Source organism: Dietzia sp. CQ4 (assembly GCF_014145125.1).
Classification (GTDB): domain Bacteria; phylum Actinomycetota; class Actinomycetes; order Mycobacteriales; family Mycobacteriaceae; genus Dietzia; species Dietzia natronolimnaea.
On sequence record NZ_JAALDZ010000216.1, the window covers coordinates 1 to 2,766 of the forward strand.

Here is a 2,766-nt window from a genome sequence, read left to right on the forward strand (position 1 = left end):
AAGATCTTCTCCGTCGAGTTGACCTCCACCAGCTGGCCCGGCATGCCGGTGGCCTCGAGCGAGAAGAACGCGGTCTGATCGGACACGCGCGCCGCCTGCTGCATGTTGTGCGTCACGATCACGATGGTGAACTCGCTCTTGAGCTCGGCGATGAGGTCCTCCACCGCGAGGGTGGAGATGGGGTCGAGCGCGGAGCAGGGCTCGTCCATGAGCAGGACCTGGGGCTCGATGGCGATCGCGCGGGCGATACACAGGCGCTGCTGCTGACCGCCGGAGAGCCCCCCGCCCGGCTTGTCCAGTCGATCCTTGACCTCGTTCCACAGATTGGCGCCGCGCAGCGACTTCTCGGCCACCTCGTCCAGGGTCTTCTTGTTCCTGACGCCCTGGAGCCTGAGGCCGGCGGTGACGTTCTCCTTGATCGACATCGTCGGGAACGGGTTGGGCCGCTGGAACACCATGCCGATGGTCCGTCGGACGGCGACGGGGTCCACCTTCTTGTCGTAGATGTCCACGCCGTCGAGCTTGATGGATCCCGTGGCGTACGCGCCCGCGATCTCCTCGTGCATGCGGTTGAGCGAGCGGAGCACGGTGGACTTGCCGCAGCCGGACGGGCCGATGAACGCGGTCACCGAGCGCGGGGGGACGTGGAGGTCGACGTCCTTCACGGCGTGGAAGTCACCGTAGAAGATGTCGACGTTCTCGAGGTCGAGTCGCTTGGCCATGACAGGGTCCTTACTTGGTCTTCGGCGCGAGCGCCTTGGAGGCGAACGTGGCGAGGACGTTCGCCAGCGCGATGATGATGATCAGGGTGAGGGCGGCGCCCCAGATCCGGTACTGGCCGGCTTCCGTCGGGTTCGAGAGCTGGTTGAAGATCAGCAGCGGCAGCGAGGCCATGTTGCCCTCGAAGAGGCTGTAGTTGAAGCTCGCCGTGTACCCCACGAGGATCAGTACCGGGGCGGTCTCGCCCATCACCCGGGCGATCGAGAGGAAGACCCCGGAGATCATGCCCGACAGCGCGGTCGGGACCACGATGCTGACGATGGTCTTCCACTTGGGCACGCCGAGCGCGTAGGACGCCTCACGGAGCTCGTCCGGGACGAGCTTGAGCATCTCCTCGGTGGAGCGCACGATCAGCGGCAGCATGAGCAACACCAGCGCCAGGCTCACCGCGAACGCGCTGAGCTGGAACCTCAGCACCGAGACCCAGACGCCGAAGATGAAGATGGCGGCCACGACCGAGGGCACGCCCGCGAGCACGTCGACCATGAAGGTGGTCGGCTTGGCCAGCCTCGACTCGGGGTACTCGACCAGCATGATGCCCGCCGCCACCCCCAGCGGGATCGAGATGACCGCGGCGATGATCGCCTGGACGAGGCTGCCGTAGATGGCGTGCCCCACACCGCCACCCATCGAGGACGGGGAGACGAGGAAGAACGAGTTCGTCCACCAGGTGGGGTTGATGACCGCGGGGATGCCGGACTCGATCACCTTGTAGAGCAGCGCCACCAGCGGGATGACGGCCAGCACGAAGCACAGCGAGAAGATCACCGTCGCCGCCCTGTCCTTGATCCTGCGGCTGCCGGCGATCGGCAGGAACGTGTCCGACGGCTTGGCGGGCTTGGCGAGGTCGGGAGTTGCCTGGGTCATCAGCCGTTGACCTTTCCACCGGACACGGAGCGTGCGATGAGGTTGACGAAGAAGGTGAGGATGAAGAGCACGAGACCCGCCGCGATGTAGGCACCGGTCGGCAGCGGGTGGTTGAACTCGGCCGCGCCCGACGCGATCTTGGAGGCGAACGTGAAGCCGCCGTCGAAGAGCGAGAGCGTGCCGGGGGCGCTCGCGGCCCGCAGGATGATGAGGACCGCGACGGTCTCGCCGAGCGCCCGGCCGAGCGCGAGCATGGAGCCCGCGATCATGCCGGACTTGGCGTAGGGGAAGCACGTCATCCGGATCTTCTCCCACTTGGTGGCGCCCAGGGCGAGGGCGGCCTCCTGGTGGAGCGAGGGGGTCTGGCGGATGGTCTCGCGCGACATCGAGGTGATGATCGGCAGGATCATGATCGCCAGGACCACCCCGGCGGTGAAGATGGTCCCGCCGCCGGCGATCGACACGTTGCCGTCGCCGAACAGGAAGATCCATCCGAGGTTCTCGTTGAGCCACGTCGACAAAGGGACCAACAACGGCCCGAGCACGATCAGGCCCCACATGCCGTAGATGATCGACGGGACCGCCGCGAGCAGGTCGATGAGCGCCGACAGCGACCTCGACAGCCGGGCCGGCGCGTACTGCACGAGGAACGTCGCGATGCCGATGGACACCGGAACGGCGAGGAACAACGCGAAGAGCGAGCTCAGCACGGTCACCCTGAACATGTCGAGGATGCCGAACCGCATGTTGTCCGGATCGCTCGTGTTCCACTCGGACGACGTGAGGAAGTTGACGTTGTTCGCCAGGAGGGAGGGCGTCGCCTGCATGACCAGGACGATCGCGATCAGGGCGATGAGAGCGACGATGACGGCGCCGGCCGCCACCGTGACGCCCCGGAACACCGCGTCCGCCTTCTGCGAGGACCGGCCCTCGAGGAGGTCGCCCTTGGCGCCCTTCTCCGTATCCGGCACCGACCCCGAGCTGCCGGGGAGCCCGCCGGACTGCCCGGTGTTCCGGTCGGCGTGGCGGTCGACGGATTCGTGAACTGTCATGGGACCTTCAGTCGCTCGGGGGATGAGATGGCCGGTCACCGGCTCGCCGCGATCAGCGGCGGGCCGG

At 66.8% G+C, this 2,766-nt stretch carries 3 protein-coding genes; all 3 read right to left on the minus strand.

What is annotated here, in order from left to right:
• Positions 1-722 (minus strand): phosphate ABC transporter ATP-binding protein PstB (pstB, locus tag G6031_RS12600; RefSeq protein WP_182653443.1); only part of this gene is annotated, 722 nt, incomplete at its 3' end.
• A 10-nt stretch (positions 723-732) separates the two neighbouring features.
• Positions 733-1,647 (minus strand): phosphate ABC transporter permease PstA, encoded by a 915-nt coding sequence (pstA, locus tag G6031_RS12605; protein WP_179524625.1) that lies wholly within the window; start codon positions 1,645-1,647, stop codon positions 733-735.
• A complete protein-coding gene (gene pstC, locus G6031_RS12610) occupies positions 1,647-2,699 on the minus strand; it encodes a phosphate ABC transporter permease subunit PstC (RefSeq protein WP_182618104.1) in 1,053 nt (350 codons plus the stop codon). The genes pstA and pstC overlap by 1 nt, the downstream gene beginning before the upstream one ends.
• Positions 2,700-2,766 lie beyond the last annotated feature (67 nt).